Source organism: Singulisphaera chitinilytica (genome assembly GCF_049331405.1).
Classification (GTDB): Bacteria; Planctomycetota; Planctomycetia; order Isosphaerales; family Isosphaeraceae; genus PoT.
On the sequence record NZ_CP186274.1, the window covers coordinates 6,608,706 to 6,631,117 of the forward strand.

Consider the following 22,412-nt stretch of genomic DNA (forward strand, 5'->3'; position numbering starts at 1 on the left):
GATTCCTCCGTGCCGTTCCATGGCTTATCGCACCGCCCGACGCGGGTTCGACGCCGCGATCGGCCTGCTGCTCAACGCCGCCGCGGCGGCTGCCGGGGCTGCGGGGCGGACATTGGGAGCGGCGGGGCCGTTGCTGGTGGCGCGCTGACCCGGCGCCGTCACGCCGGCCGTCGGCACGGGGCGGGCGAGCATGGCCGCGGGGGGCTGCCCCAGCGCGACGTAGAGGGCGAACTGGGCCTCGTTGTAGTCGACGATCGCATCGAGATATTCCTGCCTGGCTCTCGCGAGGAGTCGCATGCTGTCGAGCAGCTCGATCGGCAGGCCGACCGTGTTCTCGAGGCGGGCGACGTCCTCATTGAAGCCGTCGGTCCCGGTCCGCACGGCCCGCTCGGTGGTGCCGATCTGGGCGTAGCGTGCATGAGTCCTGGCGTAGGCTTCGGCCACCTCGACGCGCACGCGGTCGAGCACGGCGATCTCCTGGAACTGGGCGACGCCCAGCCGGCTCCTCGCCACCCGGATCAGCGCGGCGTTGCCCACGCCCAGATTCTGGAGGGTCCAGTAGGCGTAGACGTCAATGTCGGACCGGCCGCTGAAGTTGCCGAAGATCGGACGGACGAGGTTGCTGCCGCCGCCGAATCCGCCCGCGCTCAGGCCGAGGAGGACCGTCGGGGAGAACGGCAGGACCTTGCTCCCCTCGAGTGCCAGCATCGCCTCCTTGATGGCGGCCCGGCGCTCGGCGAGCTCGGGGCGTTGCATCAGGGCGATGGCGATCAGCTCATAGACGGGCATCGGGTCGGGGACGATCGGCCGGGGGACGACCCAGGCGTCGGTCGGATGGAGCCGGATTGACGGGTCGAGGTTGAGCACCTCGCAGAGCCGGGCCGAGGCCGTCAGCACGAGCCCTTCGGTCGCCTGGAAGTCGGCCTCGCGCTTGGCGAGTTCGGTCGCCGCGCGGTCGGCGTCGGACTTGCGCCCCTGGCCTGTCTCGGCGTAGGCGGCCGTCAGCTTGGCGACGAGGCGGGCGTCGTCGCGGACCTGCATGGCAATGGCCCGCGAGCCTTCCGCCCGGAGCAGTCCGCAATAGGCGAGCGTCGTCTGGAGGAAGGCTTGGTTGCGGATGGCCACGGTTGCGAACTGGCGCTGGGCCTCGACCTGTCGGGAGACGAGGTAAGCGTAGACGCCCGTCGCCACGTTGCCGGTGAGGATGAGCCCGGGGATGTTGACCGAGCCGCCGCCGATGCCGAACGCACCTCCGCCGACATAGACCGAGCTGCGATTCACCGAGAGGATGTTGCCGCTCGACTGCTGCAGATTGCCGGTGTGCGTGTCGAATGTGACGCCGAGGTTGATGGACGGCAGGATCATCGCCGCCGCCTGCTGCTTCAACGCCGTCGCCTCGGCCACCCGCTGCTGGGCGATCAATAGCTCCGGATTCTGGACCCCGGCCAGGTGCAGCGCGACGTTCAGGTCGAGCGGCTGCACCGTGGGATCCAGGATCGAGGGCGAGACCGGCAGCAGGGACGTGGAGGAGGCCTTGAGTTTGGGTGAGCCGGGATCGGACGGCAGGGCCGTCGGATCCGGGACGGCATCGGGACCGGGGCTTGCCGGGGCATCGAGGGGAGATGGCAACTCCCCGGGGGTGGCAGCTCGGTCGGGCGAGTTAGGTCCCGGCGCGGAGACCGGATCCTGGCTCCCGCCCGCCTCGCTCGGCCTCGGGCACGTTGCAAAAGCGACAACCAGGCCCATGGCCGTGAGCCACCAGCGTTTCCGTCTGACAAGGATGCCGATGGTCCCCATCGCGTCCTCCGATACCGAGTCGTGAAACGACAAGGATGTTCATGTGCAGGACACAGCCATCCTGGCCGCGCAGTGGCTTCCGGGCATCTCTCCGGCAGGCGCAATCCGCCGCCCGACCGAGAGACGTCCGACGATGGGCCGGGCACCGATGACTCACCGACGAAGCGACCCACGCTCCGTCGCCTCGAACCCGAGGACTTCGAGCATGGAGTGGGCGTTTCGTCGGGTCGGCTCGCGAGGTGAGGCGGATCACACGCAGGTGATCGCCCGAACCCGCAAACCTACGAAGTCAAGCCGTGCCGGCCTTCTTCACCAGAAATATCGACCGCCATCGAATTCCTACTCGATTCAAAATGGGGATCAGCAGCAAAAGCGGCAATTTGTGTATGACTGGGTAAATTGGACTTTACCCACGCCTCATAAACGAGGCTCAAACCCAACTCTCGCCGAGATTTGTGATCGTTTAGGATAGGGTGGCTCGTACCTCAACGAGTGCGACATCATCGAACACGGGGAAGACAGGAGGTGGATCATGGCGGAGGAGGGAAAGCCGGTCGCACCGATGGCGAAGACGACGAAATGGACGAGCGACCACCTCGCCAACGAGCGGACGTTCCTGGCCTGGGTCCGCACGTCGCTGGCCCTGATCGGGCTGGGGTTTGTGTTGGCCCGGATGGGGCTCTTCCTGGGGCAGATCGTCGCGCTGCGGGCACCGGGCAACGACCGCCTGACCTCGGGGGGGCACGAGTTCATCCTGGCGGGGATCGTCTTCCTGATCCTGGGGGTGGGCTGCGCCGCCTGGTCGGGGTGGGGATATGATCGGGTACGCAGGTCGATCGACGCCGGGAGTTACGAGCCGGCCTCGCGGGCGGTCCTGCTGATGACCTCGATCGTGGTGGCCGGAGGATTCGCGATCGTCGTCCTCGTCGTCTGGCGGACATCCGGCCTCTGGCGATAGCGCCGGGGTTCGATAGGAGGGGCGGGCTCGCCGGTTCGGCCCCCGGATCAGAAGAAGAGCTGGAGGCGTGCGATGAAGGAGTTGTTCGAGAGGGACCGCTTCCCCGGGGCGTACTGCACGGGATTGTTGAAGTCGGCGTGCTCCCACATGAACATGAACTTCAGATACTGAGTCAAGTGCCAGTTGAAGCCGAGGTCGGCGAGGGAGACCCGGTTCGCCCACGAGTTGGGGTCGGCCAGGCCGTGGGTGAAGACCTCGTTGCCCAGGTCGAGGTACTGATAGCGGCTGGTGAGTTCCCAGGCGCCCGTGCCGAACTTGCCCTTGCGGAGGTCGAAGGGGCGTTTCGGCTTCACGATGCCGAGGCTGCTCCGGGTCTCGCCCGTGAGCAGGTAGCCCCCCTCGACATAGAAGCTGTTGATGGGCAGGTGGGTGCGGTTGCCGACGTTCGTGGAGAGGGCGTAGTCCTGGAAGCCGCTGCCCCATTCCCCGGTGATCGCCAACTGCTTGTAGAAATAGGCGGCGTGCAGGTCCCACAAGGCCACCGGGCCGGTCTCGCGGACGTTGTTGTTGAAGTTCAGGAACGGGACGCCCGCCACCGAGTTGCCCGTCGTCGGCACGATCGTGCGGAGCGTCTGCGGCACGGGGTTGATCGAGTTGTTGTTGCCCGTGAAGACCGAGCCGCCGAAGGCGAAATTCTCGAGGATCGAGCCCTCCGCGTTCCCGAACGGCTTCCAGCTCACCAGGGCGGAGAAGAACTTGTCGTCGCCGTTGGCCACATACCCGTTGCGTGTGCCGTTGAAGATGCCCGCCGCGTAATCGAAGTGCTTGAACAGGCGGCCGTAGGTCATGACGCCCAGGTCGCGGTTCTGGCCGAAGTTGTTGAAGAAGACCGAACGCTCGGGCATGACGAGCCCCTGGATCGGCTTCACCAGGAACTCATACGTGAACGGTGTCTTGAACCGGCCGATGCGGAGCTGCAACCTCGGGTCGTAGTTGAAGTCCACGAACACGTCGAGCAGCGAGAGGGAGTCGAAGCCGTTGGCGAACGACAGGAAGTAGCCGACCGGCTTCGTGATCCGCCCGCTGAACATCCACCACTGACGGGGGAAGGCGAAGGTGTCGTGGATCGGGTTCTGATTGTTGGGGATGTATCCGCGATAGTCGAACTGGGTCAGGTTGTGGAACTGGAGGAAGAACTCGTCGTCGTCCGTCTTGATCTCGAAGCCCGGCCCGAACTTCACCTTCCCCGGTCGATTATCCAGCGTGGCGGGGGAGTCGAAGCGGAGCGACGGCGGCGGGTTCGGCGGGAACGACTGTCCTGGAGCCGCGGCGCCGCCCGACTGCGAGGGTGTGGCGTTTGCCGCCGCCGTGGCGGTGTCGCCGGAACCGGCCGAACGCGGGGCGTCCGGGTCAGTCGCTGTTGACCCTGGCGCGTCTCCGCCCGCATCGGTGCCGGCCGGGGCCGAACCGGCGGGAGCCGCCCCCGGTGCCGACATCGCCTGTACCTGGGTCGAGAGCTGCTGGACCATCGACTCAAGCTGCTGGATCCTGGCCTCAAGCTGGGCTTCCCGGGTCGCCGGCGGGGATGCCGCGCCCGAGGGATCACCCGCCGCGGGTACGCCGGGTGCGGGGAGCGGCGGGCTCGCTGCAGACGCCGGATCTGGCGCAGGGGCTGGCGGGGCCGTCTGGGCGAATGCGCCCATTCCCGCCAGCGAAGCCCAGGCGGTGATCCCGAGGAGGAACCACCGGGCCCTCTGCCCTGGATTGACGAACTGCATAGTTTCTTGCCCCCACCCCTCGGCCGGCGCGACGACCATCGCCGCCGAGATCATGCTTTGATCAGACTCGAAATCTGTTATCGACCGTCATCCGACGCGAGCTGTAGCGGAAGTGGCGAATCTTCGGATTAAGCTCGATAATAGGGGTTATAGCGATTGGTGTGGCGATCTCTCCGATTCCTTGCCGTGTCGTCGCGAGCATCTCGACTTCCGAACTGGAAGGGATTGCGAACGGGGTTGCCCGCGTGGGTCTAACGAGGCATCCTGGCGGGGAGAAAGGCGGAATCGCTCTGCGCTCGGGTGCGCGAGGAACTCTCCACAAGATCGACGCCGAACCCGGCGGCCGGGATGGTCTCGCCCGCAGGGGCTGCCCGGAAATCATGCCCGAGGGTGGAGGATGACTCCCCGCTTCTCGGGAAATGACGACGGAGTGATGATCCGGAGCGTTCCTGCGACGCACACCCCCCAACTCCCAGGATCAAGGAGAGGACGAGGCCCGCATTCGCGTGCCAGGTCGCCGAGGTTCGTTGCCCGTTCAAGCTCATCCTGACCTCCGCTCCGCAAGAGTCCAAGGCGAGGCGATCGCCATCGGCAGGGGCGAGGTTCCTGCCTCGACATGCCTCCGCATCCTCATGCTTTCGACATCCGAGACGGGCGACTGGAGGTTCCTTCCGTCCAGGGGGTTCGGAGGTTGATCCTGCTCCTCGACCGAGATGGGCGCCTTCGTTGACTGGATGATATGGCACGATATGATGGATTACGCCGTCGTCCGACCCGGTGCCAGTCGAGCGAACCTCCGAGCCAGATTGTCATTAGGTCGCATGCCTTGATTTTCGAGAACGACAAACGTTGATGCTCGAGACCTGATGATGACGTGGTCTCGAGCCTCGCGGGGTCGATTTTCGACGTCCGCCCACGTCATGCCCGATCGGACGTTGACGCGTTGCGTCGCCTCCTGGGTCGGCCGGGCTTTGCCTCGCATCGCGTGCCTCCCCTGCCCCTCCGATACCAGGAACCCGTCGGGCCATGAATGGAATAATTCGCGCGTCCCTGAAGAATCCGTATGCGGTCACGGTGCTCTGCCTGACCCTGGTCCTGCTGGGGACGGTGTCGATCTCGCTGATACCCATCGACATCCTGCCGGTCTTCAAGAGCCCGGCCGTCCAGGTGCTGACCTTCTATGGCGGCATGCCGGCGGGGAGCGTCGAGAAGGACATCTCGAACCCGATGGAACGCTGGGTCGGCCAGGCCTCCGGCACCTCGCGGCAGGAGTCGCGCTCGATTGTCGGGGCGAGCATCGTCCGCGACTACTTCCAGAGCAACATCGACCCCAACGGCGCCCTGACTCAGGTCAACTCGCTGGCGCTGGCGTCGTTCCCCACCCTGCCCCCGGGGACCTTGCCGCCGGTTGTCCTCCCCTTCGACCCGACGAGCACGACCCCCGTGGGGATCGTCGCCGTCGACAGCCCCGACGGCTCGCAGAACGAGTCGATCCTCTACGACGTCGGCCGCTTCGAAGTCCGCAACATGCTGATGAGCGTCAACGGCGCGGTGGCGCCGGTGGTCTACGGCGGCAAGATCCGCGCGGTGCTCGCCTACCTCGACCGCCAGCGGATGCAGGCCCGAGGGCTCTCGCCGCTCGACGTGATGGACGCCCTCGACAACTACAACGTCTTCCTGCCGACCGGCGACATCAAGATCGGCAATACCGACTACGCCATCGACTCCAACTCATTGTTCAACTTCGCGGATGAGATGGGGACGATCCCGCTCCGCTCGCAGCTCGGCAACACCGCCTTCCTCCGCGACGTGGCCACCCCCGCGGATGCCTCCTTCATCCAGACGAACATCGTCCGGATCAATGGCAAGAAGGAAGTGTATGTTCCGGTCTTCCGCCAGCTCGGCGCCAGCACCCTGAGCGTGGTCAACACCATCAAGAACTCGCTCGAGGAGTTCACCGGCCGGCTCACCCGCCCCGGCATCAACCTCCGCTTGGTGATGGACCAATCGGTCTATGTGCGGCAGTCGATCTCGAGCCTGGTACAGGAAGGGGTCATGGGGGCGGTCCTCTGCTCGATGACGATCCTGCTCTTCCTCGGCCAGTGGCGGATGACGGCGATCGCGGTGATGACGCTGCCGATCTCCGTCCTCTCGGCGATCATAGGCCTCTACGCGGCCGGGCAGACGATCAACGTCATGACGCTCGCAGGCCTCACGATGGCGATCGGCCCGATGGTCGATAGCGCGGTGATCTGCCTCGAGAACACGCACCGGCATCTCGGCCTCGGTGCCGAGCCGTCGGAGGCCGCCTACCTCGGCGCGAGCGAGGTGGCCCTGCCCGAGCTCGTCTCGACCCTCTGCACCTTCCTCGTCCTCTCGCCCCTGGCGTTGATGCCGGGGATGGGCGAGTTCCTCTTCCGGCCTCTGACGTATGCCGTCGCCTTCGCGATGTGCTCGTCGTACATCCTCTCCCGAACCCTCGTCCCCTCCTGCTGCTCGCACTGGCTCAAGCCGCACGGCGAACATTCGGAAGGCGAGCATGGGAACGGCGGCAAGGGCCTCTTCGCCCGGATCTATAGCGGATGGATGCGGGGGATCGACGGATTCTTCGAGGGCTATGCCCGGCTCCTCGACGTGGTCCTGCGGTTCCGGGTCCTGGTCGTCGCGGTCGGGTTCGGCCTGCTCGCGGGGACGATTATCCTCATGTGGCCGATCATGCGTCGCGACTTCTACCCCGAGGTCGACGCCGGCGCGTTCGACCTCCTCGCGCGGGCGCCGAGCGGCACACGGATCGAGGTGACAGAGCAGCGCGTCGCGGGGATCGAGAAGCTCATCCGGAAGCTCGTGCCCAAGTCGGACCTCGAGCTGATCATCTCCGAGCTGGGGGTCAACGCCGACTGGTCGGCGGCTTATACGCCGAACGCGGGGCCGATGGACGCGGTCATCAAGGTTCAGCTCACCGCCGAGCGCACCAGATCGGCGCAGGAGTACGTACACGTGCTCCGGACCGAGCTGCTCAAGGATCATCAATATGACGACATGGACTTCAGCTTCGATGCCGGCGGCCTGATCCGGGGCGCCATGAACGAAGGGAAGTCGACGCCGCTCAACGTCAAGATCACCGGCAGGGATCTGCCGATCGCCCGCTCGATCGCCGAGTCGATCCAGGCGAAGGTCATGCGGGTCGAGGGGGTCGTCGACGCCCGGATCACCCAGCGGCTCGACTATCCGGAATATGTCATCAATGTCGACCGCGCCAAGGCCGCCGACCTCGGCCTGACCCAGATCGACGTCATGAAGAACGTGGTCGCCGTCTTCAATTCGAGCATCCAGTTCAACAAGCGCAACTTCTGGATCGACCCCATCGGCGGCAACCAGTATTTCGTCGGCGTCCAGTACCCCGAGAAGGACATCCAGTCGATCGACACCCTCATGAATGTGCCGATCACCGGCAAGGACTCGAACCGGACGGTCGTGCCTCTCAGCAACCTCGTCACCCTCCAGCGCACGACGGTCCCCACCGAGGTCACGCACAACAACATCCAGCCGACGATCGACCTCACCATGGGCGTCCACGGCCGAGACCTCGGGCACGTCTCCGACGACGTGACGAAGATCGTCGCGGCCTACGGCCAGCGGATCTCGACGGAGGATGCGAGCTGGCTCCCCTTCGACCTGCGTTCGAGCAAGAAGGAGATCCTGAAGGGTTCGAAGATCGTGCTGAGCGGCGAGTACGCCAAGATGCAGGAGACCTTCCGCGACCTCGGCTTCGGCCTGATCGGCGCGTCGGTCCTCATCTACTTTCTGATGGTGGCACTCGACAAGTCGTGGATCGTGCCGCTGACCGTCATGATGGTGGTGCCGATCTGCCTCGTCGGCATCTTCCCGATGCTCTACCTGACCGGCACGGCGATCAACATCCAGTCCCTCCTCGGATTCATCTTCATCGTGGGCATCAAGGTGGCGAATACGGTCTTGATGACCGACTTCGCGCAGGAGTTGCGGCACCTCGAAGGCCTGACGCCGATGCAGGCGATCCGCAAGTCGGCCTCGATCCGCGTCCGCCCCGTGACCATGACCGCCATCGCCGCCTTCTTCGCCATGATCCCGGGTGCCCTGGCCCTCGAACGAGGCAGCGAGGCGAACGCCCCCCTGGCCCGCGCGATCCTGGGCGGCCTCCTTGCGGGCGAACCGGCGACGCTCTTTGTCCTCCCCTGCCTCTACTCGCTGCTCGTCCGGGATCCCAAGGGCTCCGCCGCCGAAAATGGTCTCATCGAGAACGAGGTCGAGAACGCACCCGAGGCCGAAGGGCCGACGGAAGGCTGAGGAAGCCACTCGCACCCGGCCCGCGAATCGAGCGACTCGGTTCGCGGTCGATCGGCGGCCCCCACGCCATTCCCAGTGACGTCAATCTCGAGAGTTCCAGTCTGCTTCGAAACACAAAGAGGAGTGCCCCGGGCGAATCTTCCGGGCACTCCTCTTTGACTTTAGCTCAGGGCTTTCGCGATCGAATCGCTCAGGCGCCGGGGCGGCGGAACTCGGGCTTGTAGTCGAAGGGCTCGCCGGTCAGTTCCTTCCAGGCCTTCTTCTGGTCGTCGGTGAGGAGGGCGGTGGCCTTCTCGAACGATTCCTTGCGGAGGGCGGTCATCTTCTTCATGGCCCCTTCGCGGTCGTCCTGGAAGGAGGAGCGGAGGTCCTGCATCGAGGAGCGGACGTCCTCGCCGATCTCCTTGATCTTGGACTTCTGGTCGTCGGTCAGCTTGAGCTTCGACACGACCTGCTCATCGCTGAAGGCCTCGAGGCCGCGCGTCTGGATGGAGATCTGCTCGAGGCGGGTGAGCTGCTCGGGGCTGAGGATGCCCTTGAGAGCGGCCTTCGTCTCGTCGTTGATCTCCTTGGCGATGGCCATGCCCTTCTCGCGGCGCTCGTCCTGCGAGAGGTCCTGGAACTTCTCCATCATCTTCTTGCCCATGTCATCGGCGAGCGTCTTGACCTTTTCCGTCGCCTCGTCGCTCAGCTTCAGCTCTTTCTGGACCCCCGAGTTGCGGATGAGGTTGGCCGTCCCCTGGCCGAAGCCCATGCCCATGCCACGACCACGACCCGGACCCTGGGCATCCGCCGTCGTTGCCGCGAAGACGACCGCGAGGAATGCCACGGACAGACTGCCGAACTGGCGCATCGCACGCTCCTGGTTCTGAGGAAGCAAGGAATCTTGGGAGGACGGTGTGGGCAATATCTTCGCTCACGACCTGGCGTGAGCACTGCCTGGACCCCGGGGCCGCCCGCAAAGCTGGTTGCGAGTCGGCCCCTCTCTGTTAGCGTCGTTTTGACGGGCAGCGGCACGGGAACGCTAAGAAAGCGGGTAAAGTTTCGTCACCATTGTGACGACGGGGCCGCCGAAGGAGGCTCGAGGTTTTCAGGCGGCAGGCCAGATGCGCTGAATCGCTGAGGCGATCTCGATGTAGATCGGGATTCCGACCGTCACGTTCCAGGAGAAGGTGAGCCCGAGCGAGGCAGCCAGAGGGAGTGTCGGGCTGGCCTCGGGGATTGCCAGGCGCTGCACCGCGGGGACAGCTATGTAGGAAGCGGCGCCGCAGAGAACGGCGAAGAGCACGTAGGTCCCCGGCTGGAAATGGGTCCCGGTCAGCATGCTGTACGTGTGGGCGATGACGATCCCCAGGGGTGCGAACAGGTTCGGCGCCACAAGGCCGAAGATGATGTACCCGAGGCCCGCCGCCTTCAGGTCCTTGAGCTTGCGCGAGGCCGTCATGCCCATCTCGAGCAGGAAGAGGCAGAGGATCCCCTGGAAGAGGTCGACGAACAGCAAGTCGTCGTCCTTGGTGACCTTCCCTCCCTGGAGCCCGCTGATGAAGCCGATGGTGATCCCGCCGAAGAGGAGGTAGAGCCCCGAGTTCAAGAAGACCTCGTGCAGCAGTTGCTTGCTGAGGATGCTCTTCTTCTTGAGCTGCTTCACCGGGATTTCATCGTCGGGCGCGTTCTCGAGCGACAGCTTCCGGACCTCTTCGAGCTCATGGTCGTGATGGCCGTGTGCGCCGATTCTGGCCGAGGGGATGGCCCTGGGGTTATAGCCAGGCTCGCCCGGCATGTTGCCGAGAGGATCCATCCCGTTGTGCCGCAACTTCGAGACGAGGTAAAGAGCGACGAGGCAGCCGGGGATCTCCATCACCGCCAGCATGACAGGCATGTAAGCGTCGAACTTGATGAGGCTGATCGTCAGCACCCCCTGGCAGATCGCGAAAGTCCCCGCCGAATCCGAGCCGTAGTATCCCGCGACCGTCGCCTTATCGATCTTGCGCATCCGGGTCAGCAGGCTCAGCAGCCAGTACGCGATGATCCCCACGAAGAAGTTCGTGACGAACCCCGTGAGCATGAAGCCGAGCACGGGCCCGAGCACGTGCGCCTCGAGGTGGGCGAGCTCCTCTCCTCCCTTCCATCCGATCGCCAGGAGGAGGTAGATCACCAGGGCCTGGTAGACCGTATAGGGGAACTCGAGCTGCACCTTGAGGATGGGCACCAGGAAGCCCATCGCGAAGAAGAGGAGGAGCGGCTTGAAGAGGTTATGCGTGAAGTTATACCAGAACTTTTGCAGTGGAGATTTCTCGGGTCCGGTGGGGATTGTTACCGCGTCGGCCTCCCTGGGCACGATCCCATCCCCCTCCTTCTCCAACGCCGCGGCGCTCGGCGCTTCCTTCTTGGTCGACGTCGCCTCGGCGTCCGGAGCCGCCGCACCATCGGCCGGCTTGGTGGCCGATGATGGCTCCTCGGCGAGTACGGTCGAGGCGGCGGCGAATATCGCCATCCATCCGCCGACCACCATCAAGAGAGCGTAGCGTCTGATCCTCATTCCTCGTCACTCCTCGATATTCCTCAAACGCCGTCTGCGTCGCGGCTCAACCAAAGTAAGAACCGGGCAAGGCCCATGGGACCGGCAAACCTGGATCGGCAGGCCTCCATCGATGGGGCTTCGCCATGAGCCAGCGGCCCCGGGCTCGGATGGGCGGAGAGGATGATCCCCGCCTATCCGCTCGCACGGTGGCATCAACGACGGTTTCGATTTTCAAATCTCGACCCAGCGACGCCGTCTACGACTCCGCGTCGTATCGCCTCGTCTGTGCTCGGCCCGAAGCGGCATCGCCCAGGCGGATCGATCTCGATCGAACCATCCCCCCCCTCCTCGCCGAAGCCGGACGCCGGGTGCTTTGATAGCCCGTGGTCCGTGGCATCCAGGAATGACCGAGCGGTCACGTCGCGCAATCCGAGCCAGGGCACGATCCTGTGCTTCGAATCTTGAGACCCGCCGAGGATGGTTCGAAACTCGTTGCGCCATCGTGGGGGGCTCGAGGATTCCCGAAAGGCCGGCCGGCACGCAAGGGGGGGCGAAACCGTGAGAGTCAGTCTCGACTTGCGGCAAGCTCAGAATTTCGGAACCCGAAACGGGCGCTCGTCGTCGTTAACTTATCGGCGTCGGTTATGCATCGCAAGGTGGAGCCCTTGCGGTGACACCGGGCACGCAACCTGCGCACCGTCAGGGAGCGAGCCGATGACGCTCGATCACACGAGTCGATGCCGGATCCGTCCGCCGCCGATTGCGATGGGGATAGTCGTCGGGAAATGAGAGGGGGAATGGGGGGGAATGGAGTTGTCTGACGTGAGACTTCGAGGTGTCGGTCGGGCATCTCGCTCGTTGTGCTCGTTCCAAAAGCCTTATTCGGTTAGCCAGGAACGAACGCGGTTAGTCGTGCCGGGAATGGATGTGAAAGAGTCTCAAACCGTCTTGCGTGATTGCAGGGCGTGTGGATGAGGGACTTGGTTGTGACGCCCGTGTCGCATCCGCCCGAAGATCCGGCCTATCTCAGTCCCTTGGCCTCCGCACATCGGATCGACCCAGTTGTCCTTCGAGCGATGATCCTCGATGGCTGCGGAGAACCTCTTCGAGGCGTCGCCGTCGGTTGGTTCCTGCCCTGCGTCGAGGAGCGTTTGGCGTTCCTCGGTCGCCCCCAGGTGGAGGGCGGAGAGCGAGCGGTGCAGGATGAGGCGCGAGGTTCTCATTGCCCTGGTGGTGCCGGTTTCCAAGATAATGCCTCCTGGGTGAGCTGAGCTGTCGAGGCTCCGATTCGTCTTTCGACCTCCGGTCGCGACCACCCTCGGCCCCGCGGGGGGACCGAGGATGTAACTCCCAGCAGTTAGATCGGCCGTCGCGACCGGGAGGCTTCGACTTCGTCGCCGACTGTCAGATCGCCGGCGGCGAAGTCGTTTTCTTCGCCATTATCAGTTGCCGCCGCGGCTGCCGCGTTGGCCGAACTGACTGTTCCCGACCCCTCGGAGCGTGCTGGCACCCGGGGTGATCGTTGTGCTGCGGTTCGAACCGAGGCCCATCCTGGGAAGGGAAAAGCTTCGAGTCTGGCCTCCGGCGTTGGTCGAGTGGCCAGCGGCCGACACCCCAACCTGCCCGCCGGTCGCGCGGCTTCCCATTCGCCCGTTGAGGACGAAGTTGTTGAGGCCCTGGATGCCGGACAGGCCCGCTCCCGTGGTGGATAGGCCTCGATGAGTGGCCTTCACGGTCGTCGCAACGGAGGCCTGGCCGGGGGTCACGGTGCTGGGGGTGGAGTTGAATTGGCCGTTCGTCGGGATGGGGGCACTGGTGGTGCTGAAGGTCGGGGCGTTCGTCGGGATGGGCGTCGCCGTTGTGCTGGATGTGGTCAGGACGGGCGTCGCCGTTGTGCTGGATGTGGTCGGGACGGGCGTCGCCGTGGTGGGGTGCGTCGTCGGGGCACCGCTGGCGTTGGCGAGAATGGACGACGGATCCACCGTGCCGCCCGGCCCGCCAGATCCGTCCGGCCCGCCGCGGAAGAGCGAGGCCTGATCCGTCGGCCCGCCCGAGTCGGCCCCGAACGGCATCGCCTGGGCCATCATGGGAACGCCACCGAAGCCGAATCCGCCCATCGACATGCCCGTTTCTGGACCGAAGATGAGGGAGAACGGGTTGTTCGAAGGATCGAGCGTGGCCTCGTCGCTGCTGGTGCTGGTGCTGTCGCTCCCATCGCCGGGGTTGCCGAGCGCGGTCTGGATCGCCGCGTGATCGGCCGCGATCGTCGTCAGGTCGTCGTTGGTGACGTTGGAGTCCGTGACGATCGTCTCGAGGTCCGTGATCGTCTGGTTGATCAGGTCCTGGTCGGTGATCCCCGCGCTGTTGAGGACGGCCGTGAAGTCGCTCTTGAGCTGCGTGGCCTGGTCTGCGGTCGGCAACTGCCCCTTGAGGGCGTTGATGTCGTTGATCAGCGTGTTCACTTTGTTGGTGTCCGGCGCGGAGGTCGCGGCGTCCTGGAGCTTCTGGACATCCTTGCGGACGGCGGCGAGCGCGGCGGGCGTCACCTCGGACTTGTCATTGATCGCCTGCATGTCGGTCTGGAGCTTGTCGAAAGCTGCCTGGGTCGAATCTCCGGAGCTCGAGGAGGAGTTGCCTGGATCGGACGTGGGATTCGACGGGTCGGTCGAGGACTTATCGCCCGAGTAGAGCCAGCCGAAGATCCCGCTCTGCTGCGGGACGAACGAGGTCGCGACCAGGTTCGACGTGGCGGCCATCCGGTCCTGGGGGCCGCCATCCCACCCTTGCCAGTTGCCCGGGACCACGCCTCCGTCGGGGGGAGTGGTGGGCGCCATGGCGGTCGTGGACACGTCGGCCGGCAAGGTCGTCGCGGTGACGTCAGTCTGAGAGGGGCTGGCCGTCGAGAGGAGTTGGCGAGTTTCGAGCATCTCGCAAATGGGAGCAGTCGTGACCGTCCGGTGACGGATGGTGCCTTCGACCTTGGTTCCCACCGCGAGCTTGACCAACTTTTGCAACGACGATTCCATTCTGAACCTCATCCTGAGCTTGGACCTCGGGACCCCTGCATCGGCCGCCTGCCGAATTCACGGAGATCCTCGTCATCGAGTCGTGGTGCCGGGTCCTGCGGATGTGATCTCGACGTTCCTGTTATTGGCTTTTCGTTCGGTTCACTCTGTTAAGATTCGTGAGTTAATGTCAATTATCACGACTTTGAGGACGAGATGCTCCTCGCGCGAGGCTTTGTGGTTGATTGCATTAAAGTTTGGCTATTCCTATCCAATGCGCCCGGCTCCTTCATTTTCTCGAGGTCCCCAGGCCCTTTAGTATGGGACAATCAATAATAAACGGATACGTTTAGTAGAAAAAAAGATCGCAATTTAGGGAGTCGGATAGATTAGGATTTTCTTTTGTAATTGCTGCATTCGGCACTTCCGGTCGCAATGCAAATTGATTAGCCTCATTCGCGTGAGGCCGTCCGCCTCGAAGCGAACCATGCTGGTTTATGGGGCGTGAAAGCACTTGGAGGCGTCGATTTCGCCCCTCTCGGGCTCGCCCGATGGCGATCGACATCTCGGCTGCATTCGATGCCGACTCGCGACCGGTCCTCCACCGAGGACCCTATGGGGACAGAACCCGAATCGGGGTCGGGGCGTGAGGCATTGCACGGCCAGCACGAGGCCATGAGCCTTCGCGCTTGGTGTGCAACCCAGGGATCGGGGACCCTGTTTCGCGTGATTCCCAGGCGGATTCGACATCCCATGCCGGCAGTGGCGATCCGCCGTTGCGGGATCGGCTTCTCGCCAAGGGACGCTGGCTCAGGCGACTGAGCCTGCATCCTCGCGGTTCGGCGAGCCTCGAACGAGAGTCGGATTCGCGCACGACCGCCAGGCCGCCGGGCTCCCAAGACTCGAAGTTTGAGTCGCCGGGCCTGACGAGAAGAATGCGAGAGAGGCTTTCGCCCGCGATGAGGCCCAAAGCTCGGTGAGAGAGGGCCGAGAAGTATGTTCAGGAAAGGGTAGCTGCCAACAACTGATTTAGGCGATGGTGCCGCTCGGCTTGATGAGGAGGATTCAAAAATTCTGGCACCCGTTTGTATCGAGCTGTCCGCATAAAATATCCAGATACTGTGGTTGCCGAAAGCCGCAAGGTTTACCGGGGCGCAGTCTGTCCCCAGGTTTGCCACGATGCGTGAGATTCCTTGAAGCCCGCATCAACTTTGGTTGGTGAAAGTTTCGACATCCTTTGCGATCGCCTGTCTCGAAGGTTGAGTCGATGCAGTCTTCCATGGGACAGCCCTTGGGAGCGAGCCTTCAAGATTCGCTCCTGTTAATAACCCAGATGTGAGAATAACTGGAAAAGAATGACACAAAGTCGTCGGGCCGACGTAGTCCTGGGAAGATCCCCTCGACACGGTCGGACAGACGCTTGACAACTCACACTTTCAAAGGAGGAAAATGTGCCGACCTGCTTGAATGGTTAAATAGTCTTGGAGACAAAAGGTAATTTCACGAAATTGGCGAAATCCGCGGCCCTTGCCGAGGCATTTATTTCTAACCCTGGTAAGACCTTCTGTTCCGACGTCGGACTAAGACAGCCTCGCCGCCCCTTGACTCGAGGCGGACACTTCGGGAGACCGGATGCGTTATTCGCCCGCTATCAAAAGCCCACTTGCCGAGCTGGCTTGGCAAGAACGGAAATCGAGGACGAATCCTTGAGGCCTGGGTATTTACATCAATCTGCAAAAAGACCCTTGGATATTCGTTCGCAATGACCCGGATGGCCTAAATTTGTATGGCCTCATTCGTGAGGATGCTTTTACGAATCCGTGTCGAGTGGACTTCGAGGACTCAGGACCCAGTCACGGAAAGGCGGGACCTTGCATGCGTGGAAATGGCCGAATTTGTCGATCGATTCGCGAGGAATCGTGAGGCGTATCTGAAATCGGCGACGGGGTGTGGACCGACGACGTTCCCAGACTCAGTTCAGGCCAGGGAGCCCTAAACCCGTTCCACCCCCTCGAAATGATCCCGACATGCGGGCTCGCCTCGCGGCGGGATTCCAACTGCCCCCACCGATCCGATGTCCGAGTCACCCTCTCCGGAAAAATCGACGGCGAGGTTTTCCAAAAGAACGCGTCAAGATCGAGGCTCTTTCGGGAATATTGATCGTCGTTAAGTTCTACTGAGTAAGGAGTTGCGAGTGAAATTCTGGATCCGGAAAAAAGAATGTCGCGATCGCCTCTCGATCACGGTTCCTAAGGGTGGCGTGAGGTGATACCGAAGTTCACGGTGCGACCTTCGCCAGGACGAGGTGAACGTGTTCGCAACCCAAACGGCCATCGAGAGTCTGGCAAGTCGAATCCAGCAGGCGTATGCCCTGCGGCAGCCCGGCTGGTATTCGGGATGTTCGGCACCGGGAGTTTGGACCGCCGCGGCGACGACGCTGTATCGGATCCATCGCGAGGATCCTTCGATCCCGCTCGATCCGGAGTTGTACGTGGCGTCGCAGTCGGTCGCCGCGACCTTGCCCGACCCCTGGGCCGAGATCGCCCAGATGTCGGCCGGGCGTCGCTACCGGAAACAGGTCCGACGAATCATCGGCACCCTGCGTTGCGAACTACGTTCGGAGATCCGCCTCGCCAAGAAAAAAATACACCGCGGTGAGAATATCGCGAAGGTCCTGCTCTCCAGGAGCGAGGTGCTCTCGCCGCTCAGTCGATTCATCGTCGCCAGGAAGGCCGGCCGAGATGACCTGGCCGAGCGATTGAGGCCGGAAGCCATCGATCAGCACTGGATCTGTCCGCTCTACCGGCAGGCCAGCCGCGGTCTCGTGCCCTCCGCCTTCTATCCGGTCGCCGACCGGGATGACGACGAGATCCTCCTGGATCTGATGACCGACCCCGTTGATTCGCACTACCTCTGGAATTGATGAGGGTGGGAGATCCGACGCGACGAGCGAGGACGTGAGGGTCATCTCACGTCGGATAGGAAAGCCTCTCGTCGCGGATTGAGGTCAAGGAAGAGGCCCTGTTCGTCAGATGAATGAGGACGGACCGTCGGCGTAACGTCTGCGTCGAGGGTACGCACCTCTCGTGCGGGCTCGATGTTCGAGCTCACAACCTCAGCAAGTGCCGACCATCACCGGCGCACCGTGCCCCTGCGCCCATCGCGAGCCGCGAGGCCGACGTTTGGGCAGGTGTTGATCCGGAATTCGTAAATCACCTGGAATCGAAGCGACAAGATAAAGGAGTTTGCTCGTGCGAAGCCGACGTTTCCGCCCCACTCTGGATGTGCTCTCCAGCCGTATTGCCCCCTCGGGCGTCGGTGCCCTCGACGCCGGCACCAGCACCCCGCCCCCCGCGGTCAGCACCAACTCGGGCGGCTTGACCGACCCGCCGCCGATCGCCGTCCCCGCCCCGCCCGTCCCCCCGCCCCAATGAGAACCATGCTCCGGACGACATCGTTGAAGACCGACCCAGAGGTCATGTGGACCGAAAACTCCTCACGGTTCTCCTCCACATGACCCTGACGAGGCCGACTGCCAAGTTTTCACGATGTTTTTTTTCGACAACGACACACGTTCTGAGGTCGCCAGTTTCGGCTGCTTTTTGTTTAATTAGCTAAGTAAAGTAAGCTGGGAAGCTGTTTTCTGGCCTCTCATGCGGTCTGCCCTTCCTCTTATACATCTCTGCACACACTCCCCACTCGCCCTTCATTAATTTGGCGCGATCGGAGACTTTCTCCGCCCTCTCCCTTGGGATACAATATTTCTCGTGGTGGGAGATAGGGTGCCGGTTGCTAGAGCTTCCTTCTGCACTCGAAGGAGTGTTCGCTCGCTCGATCTTCCCCATCTGCACATTGGGGAGGTTCGTTGCGATGACACCGCCACCCCTCGACCCAAGTACACTCTTGGCCCGAGCCAAAGCGGGGGATGAGGAAGCCTGGGAAGAACTCTTCCATACGTTCTATCCCAAAGTCGTCCGGGTCGTGCGCCGAAAGCTCGACCGTCCCCTCCGCTCGCTCTACGACTCCACCGATTTCGCCAGCGATGTGATGAAGAGTCTTGCCGCCAATCTGGAACGACTCGACTTCCCATCCATCCATTCGCTCATGGCGTTTCTCGCCCAGGCCGCCGAGCAGAAGGTGATCGACGAGTATCGCAAGCGTCACACCCTCAAGCGTGATATCACTCGCGAGAGGACCCTGGTCGGCTCCGACAGCGAAGGCGATGCGAAAGCGGTCGAGGTGGCTTCGGGAGATCCAACCGCCAGCGAGATCGTGGTGGCCGATGAAGTCCGGGAAGGGTTACTGGCCCGTCGAGACGAAGAAGAGCGCAAGATCATCGACCTGAAGCATCAAGGTTATTCCAACAACGAGATCGCCGAGCAGATCGGTTGGAATATCAGGAAGGTCCAGCGCTTCTTCAAGGACCTCGAGGATCGCATGCGCGACATGGGGAGCCCGCAATGATGACCGGCCTCGCCTCGGTCCGCGAGGCGCGAAGCATCCGACAAGGGGCGACGACTGCCCGCTCGTTCGAAGACGAATGGCGGTATGGCGAACCCTCGCTCGAGCGCTTCTGGGAAGACGCTCGCGCTTCGGGCTCGGCGACGATCTCCGTCCTCGTGGAATTGGTCAAGGTCGACCTCTCGTGCCGTTACGCCCGCGGCCAGAAGCCCCAGGTGGCCGATTACCTCAGACGCTTCCCAGAACTCGAAGCCCAGGACGATCGGGTCCTCAGCCTCATCTATGAGGAATTCTGCCTCCGCGAGGAGTCGGGAGACACCCCCGACGCCGATCAGTTCTGCGATCAGTACGAGCCCTGGCGAGAATCCTTGGTCTCGCAACTCCGCTATCACCGGCTCCTGAGCCAGGTCGTCAGCCCGCAGAAGCCGGCCCCTCGCTTCCCAGAGCCCGGCGAGGACTTCGAGGAATTCCACCTCGAGTCGCTCCTCGGGCAGGGTGGTGCGGGACGCGTCTACCTCGCCCGCGATAACTCGCTCGCGGGGCGACGGGTCGCGCTCAAGGTCTCGCTCGACACGGGGCATGAGCCCTCGATCCTCGCCAGGCTCGAGCATGACCACATCGTGCCGGTGCATTCGGTGGTCTTCCAGAGCGAGACCTCGCTCCGAGGCCTCTGTATGCCCTACCGCCCGGGGCTGCCGCTCGACCAGGTCATCCGCAAGTTGAGCCTGAAAGGCTTCCCGAATCAGGCTACCGCGCTCCTCGAGGTCGTCTCCGAGACCGAGGCTTCGAAGGGGAACTCGGTCGCCAATCGACCCGGATGGCAAGGGTTTCCGATCCAGGGGACTTATGTCGACGGCGTCGCCTGGTTGGTGGGGACCCTCGCCAGGGCGCTCTCGTACGCCCACGACCAGGGTGTGCTCCACCGCGACGTCAAGCCGGCCAACGTGCTGCTGACTTTGCGAGAAGGACCCCAGGTCCTCGACTTCAACCTCGCCCACGACCCCAATGCGCCCGACCAGGCGGAGTCGGCCCTCCGGGGCGGCACCTTGCCTTACATGGCGCCCGAGCAACTCGAGGCCTTCCTCGACCCGGAAGCCTGGGGGAAGGTCGGCGCCTCGGCCGATCTCTACTCGCTCGGCCTGGTCATGCACGAGTTGTTGACCGGGGAAGCCCCCCAGATCGCCGACCAGAACCTCCCCCTGCCCCGGACGATCCGGGCGCTCCTCGACCAGCGCATGATGGATCCGGTCTCGCTGAGCCGGGCCCTGAACCCGAACGTACCTCACGCGCTCGAGGCGATCACCGCCAGGTGCCTCGCGGCCTTGCCTCAGAACCGATACGCGAGTGCGCTCGAACTCGCTGAAGACCTCGAATGCTTCCTCAAGCGTCAGCCATTGCGACACGCGAAGAACCCGTCCGCCCGCGAACGGGTCACGAACTGGAGCCGCCGGAATCGGACCCGGGTCATCGGGTTCGCCGCCATCCTTCTCGTCTCCAGCGTCGTCCTGGCCCGGCCGATCGCGAGCACGCTCGTCCCGGTCGAGCGCCGCGAGGCCTTCCTGACGGCCGTGAAAGGCGTGGATTCGGATCGGTCACGCGAGGCCATCCCGCAGCTCGAGTCATTCGTCAAGGATTCGCCCACGTCGCCGTTGCCCCATTTCTATCTCGCTGTCGCCCTGCGATCCAGGGGCGATGACGACGGGGCGAGCCAGGAGTTCGCGCAGGTCTTCCTCAACGCCGGCGAGCCGAAGCTCCTGGAATGGGGCCGGAAGAACCAGCACGTCGCCGAACACCTCGAGGCACTCGGCCTCGCCTTCCTCGAGAAGAACCAGTTCCCGATCGCCGAGAAGGCCTTCTCGGTCGCCCTGAAACTCAGCCCGGACTCGACGGCGGCCCGCGGTGGAATGGTCAAGGTTCATGTCTTCAAGAGAGAGTATGAACCGGCTTATGAGATCCTCGCGGGGTTGGTGAAGGAGGCGGAGGCCAGGGATTCGAAGCAGGATCGGAACGTGATCGTCGACTGGTACACCGAGCGTGCGCAGGTCGCCGTGCTCTGGATGTCCGAGCTGCTCCAGCGCGATCCCAAGAACGGGGCGGCGACGGCCAGGGTTCGCTACGCCGAGGCCCTCGCGGACCTGGATCGCGTCGACGCCAGGCTGAATCCGCTCGACCTCGAGCGCATCTTCCTGGCGAAGGCGACACGGGGCGAGACGCTCATCGCGCTCGGGAACCTCGACATGGCGGACAAGCGCACCAAGGATTCGTCCGACCACCTGATCGCAGCCCGGACCCTGATCGAGGAGGGGCTCGAGCCGCAAAGCGTGAAGGAACGACAGGACCGACTCCGCCTGCGCCAGCGGCTCGAGGACGCGATCGGCCGGCTCAAGGGCCTCGCCGTCCGAGACACTTTGCAAGACAAGAACCTCGCGCCCAGCGCGAATTGAGGACACGCCGAGATCGCTCCGATCCCTACGCCTTCGGCTCGGTAGGCGCCGACCTCGGGTGGAACTGGGAGTGGACCTTGCGGAGTCGGCTGAGCTCGACGCGGGTGTAAATCTGGGTCGTCGCGATGGAGGCGTGGCCCAGCATCTCCTGCACGGCGCGGAGGTCTGCGCCTCCGGCGAGGAGATGGGTCGCGAAGCTGTGGCGGAGCGTGTGCGGGCTGACGTCGGCGTGCAGGCCGGCCGCCAGCGCGTGGTTCTTCACGATCTGCCAGAGCCCGATGCGTGAGAGCGGTCGGCCCGACCTCGAGACGAAGACTTCGGCCGTCTCGGGCCTTCGCGCGATCATCGTCGGCCGATCCCTGGTGATGAAGTCCTCGAGGGCCTCGCGGGCGCGGACCCCGAGCGGGACGATCCGCTCCTTGTCCCCCTTGCCGATGCAACGCGCGATCCCGTCCTTGAGGTCAATGTCCGAAGGACGGAGCCCGACGACCTCGGACGCTCGGCATCCGGTGGCATAGAGCGTCTCGAGCGCGGCGCGGTCGCGACGGCCGAGCCGTGTTTCGCTACTCGGAGCCGCGAGAAGCCTGTCCACCGCGGTGGGCCCGAGGACCGTCGGCAGCCGATCCCAGACCGCCGGGGCGATCAGGAGCTTCGCCCGGTTCTCCGTGAGCATGCCGTCGAAGATCAAGAAGCGAAAGAATGTGGACAAGCTCGCGAGATGTCGCCCGACGCTGGTCGGGGCGAGGCCTTCATTGGTGAGGTACTCGACGTATCCGGTGAGGTCGGCGATCTCGAGGTCGGCTAGCGGTCGAGGCGCCGACTGCTTTCGCCAGCGGATGAACCGGCTGATGTCCGACCGATACGCGGCCAGCGTGTGCGGCGAGACCCCGCACTCGGCCATCAGGTAATGGAGGAACGGGCCGAGCGGGTCGCTGGGGGGCGAAGGTCGAGATGCGGCCGGCATGGTGTCAAAGCCTCAACGGACGCGACTTCGTTTCCGTCGCGACGGCGACGTCCTTCTTTTCCCATCGGCCGATCCTTCGACGCCGCTTGATCGCGAGCCGCCCGCGACCCTCGGGCGCACCGGCAAGGTCGGATAAAGCGTTGCTCTCGTCAGACTCT

General features: G+C 63.8%; 13 protein-coding genes. 6 read left to right on the forward strand and 7 right to left on the reverse strand.

Annotated features, from left to right (window positions below):
* Nucleotides 1–24 precede the first annotated feature (24 nt).
* On the reverse strand, nt 25–1,797 hold the full coding sequence (locus ACOYYX_RS26075) for a TolC family protein (RefSeq protein ID WP_422925129.1): 1,773 nt from the start codon (nt 1,795–1,797) through the stop codon (nt 25–27).
* Between the two features lie 532 nt (nt 1,798–2,329).
* On the opposite strand from ACOYYX_RS26075, the gene ACOYYX_RS26080 reads away from it, so the two are divergent.
* Complete coding sequence (locus ACOYYX_RS26080) at nt 2,330–2,755, forward strand: YidH family protein (RefSeq protein ID WP_422925131.1); 426 nt, start codon at nt 2,330–2,332, stop codon at nt 2,753–2,755.
* A gap of 47 nt (nt 2,756–2,802) precedes the next feature.
* Here the strand turns inward: ACOYYX_RS26080 and ACOYYX_RS26085 are convergent, their stop codons facing one another.
* Nucleotides 2,803–4,587: an OprO/OprP family phosphate-selective porin gene (locus ACOYYX_RS26085; RefSeq protein WP_422925133.1), complete on the reverse strand. Its 1,785-nt coding sequence runs from the start codon at nt 4,585–4,587 to the stop codon at nt 2,803–2,805.
* Nucleotides 4,588–5,559: 972 nt separating this feature from the next.
* Here ACOYYX_RS26085 and ACOYYX_RS26090 point away from each other — a divergent pair.
* Nucleotides 5,560–8,859: an efflux RND transporter permease subunit gene (locus tag ACOYYX_RS26090; protein WP_422925135.1), complete on the forward strand. Its 3,300-nt coding sequence runs from the start codon at nt 5,560–5,562 to the stop codon at nt 8,857–8,859.
* A 190-nt stretch (nt 8,860–9,049) separates the two neighbouring features.
* Here ACOYYX_RS26090 and ACOYYX_RS26095 read toward each other — a convergent pair whose 3' ends face one another.
* From ACOYYX_RS26095 to ACOYYX_RS26110, 4 genes are all read right to left on the reverse strand, one after another.
* Nucleotides 9,050–9,712, reverse strand: a complete 663-nt coding sequence (locus tag ACOYYX_RS26095) for a hypothetical protein (RefSeq protein ID WP_422925136.1) — start codon at nt 9,710–9,712, stop codon at nt 9,050–9,052.
* A 237-nt stretch (nt 9,713–9,949) separates the two neighbouring features.
* Nucleotides 9,950–11,398 (reverse strand): sodium-dependent bicarbonate transport family permease, encoded by a 1,449-nt coding sequence (locus tag ACOYYX_RS26100; protein ID WP_422925138.1) that lies wholly within the window; start codon nt 11,396–11,398, stop codon nt 9,950–9,952.
* Nucleotides 11,399–12,318: 920 nt separating this feature from the next.
* Nucleotides 12,319–12,627: a hypothetical protein gene (locus tag ACOYYX_RS26105; RefSeq protein WP_422925140.1), complete on the reverse strand. Its 309-nt coding sequence runs from the start codon at nt 12,625–12,627 to the stop codon at nt 12,319–12,321.
* Nucleotides 12,628–12,822: 195 nt separating this feature from the next.
* Nucleotides 12,823–14,394, reverse strand: a complete 1,572-nt coding sequence (locus tag ACOYYX_RS26110) for a hypothetical protein (RefSeq protein WP_422925142.1) — start codon at nt 14,392–14,394, stop codon at nt 12,823–12,825.
* 2,302 nt (nt 14,395–16,696) lie between these two features.
* Between ACOYYX_RS26110 and ACOYYX_RS26115 the strand changes: the two genes are divergently transcribed.
* The 4 genes from ACOYYX_RS26115 to ACOYYX_RS26130 all read left to right on the forward strand — a co-directional run bounded on the left by ACOYYX_RS26115 (nt 16,697) and on the right by ACOYYX_RS26130 (nt 21,290).
* Nucleotides 16,697–17,308, forward strand: coding sequence for a hypothetical protein (locus ACOYYX_RS26115; RefSeq protein WP_422925144.1), 612 nt, complete (start codon nt 16,697–16,699; stop codon nt 17,306–17,308).
* 328 nt (nt 17,309–17,636) lie between these two features.
* Nucleotides 17,637–17,819: a hypothetical protein gene (locus tag ACOYYX_RS26120; RefSeq protein ID WP_422925146.1), complete on the forward strand. Its 183-nt coding sequence runs from the start codon at nt 17,637–17,639 to the stop codon at nt 17,817–17,819.
* 436 nt (nt 17,820–18,255) lie between these two features.
* Entirely contained in the window at nt 18,256–18,849 is a 594-nt protein-coding gene (locus ACOYYX_RS26125) for an RNA polymerase sigma factor (RefSeq protein ID WP_422925148.1), read from the forward strand.
* On the forward strand, nt 18,846–21,290 hold the full coding sequence (locus tag ACOYYX_RS26130) for a protein kinase domain-containing protein (protein WP_422925150.1): 2,445 nt from the start codon (nt 18,846–18,848) through the stop codon (nt 21,288–21,290). The genes ACOYYX_RS26125 and ACOYYX_RS26130 overlap by 4 nt, the downstream gene beginning before the upstream one ends.
* Nucleotides 21,291–21,315: 25 nt before the next feature.
* On the opposite strand, the gene xerD is transcribed toward ACOYYX_RS26130, so the two are convergent.
* Nucleotides 21,316–22,254 (reverse strand): site-specific tyrosine recombinase XerD, encoded by a 939-nt coding sequence (gene xerD, locus ACOYYX_RS26135; protein ID WP_422925151.1) that lies wholly within the window; start codon nt 22,252–22,254, stop codon nt 21,316–21,318.
* Between the last annotated feature and the right edge of the window lie 158 nt (nt 22,255–22,412).